This window comes from Streptomyces sp. AC627_RSS907, from assembly GCF_019049165.1.
Window position 1 is genome coordinate 1 of the sequence record NZ_JAGMUE010001352.1, and the last position, 646, is coordinate 646.

General features: G+C 74.1%; 1 protein-coding gene. It reads left to right on the forward strand.

What is annotated here, in order from left to right; all coding sequences use genetic code 11:
- Positions 1–646: RNA polymerase sigma factor (locus KUM32_RS41875; protein ID WP_302185272.1), on the forward strand; the 646-nt coding region annotated here is incomplete at both ends.

Below are 646 nucleotides of genomic sequence, written 5' to 3' on the forward strand. Positions count from 1 at the left end.
GAACAGGCCAGGCAGCGGCGCGAACGGGACGTCAGTCTGGCCGAACTCGCCTCCCGTACCTCGGAGCCCGTGCCCGCGACGGACGACAGCCTCACCCTGCTCCTGCTGTGCTGTCACCCCGAGTTGGCGCCCGCCTCCCAGGTCGCGCTCACCCTGCGCGCCGTCGGCGGGCTGACGACCGCCGAGATCGCGCACGCCCACGGCACGTCCGAGGCCACCATGGGTACCCGGATCAGCCGCGCGAAACAGCGGCTGGCCCGCGCCGGCGCCCGCTTCACCCCGCCGACCGGCGCCGACCGCGAGAGCCGGATGGCCGCCGTCATGCGGGTGCTCTACCTGGTCTTCAACGAGGGTTACACCGCCACCGCCGGACCCGACCTCACCCGACTCGACCTCACCAGCGAGGCGATCCGGCTGGCCCGCATGCTGCATGCCGCCGCGCCCGAGGACGCCGAGGCGAACGGGCTGCTGGCGCTCATGCTGCTCATCGAGTCCCGACGGGCAGCCCGCACCGGCGCGGACGGCGGGCTCGTACCGCTGGACGAGCAGGACCGTACGCGGTGGAACCGCGACCTGGTCCGCGAGGGAACCGCGCTGATCGACGGCGTCTGGGGCCGCCGCGAGGCGGGCCCCTACCAGCTCCAGG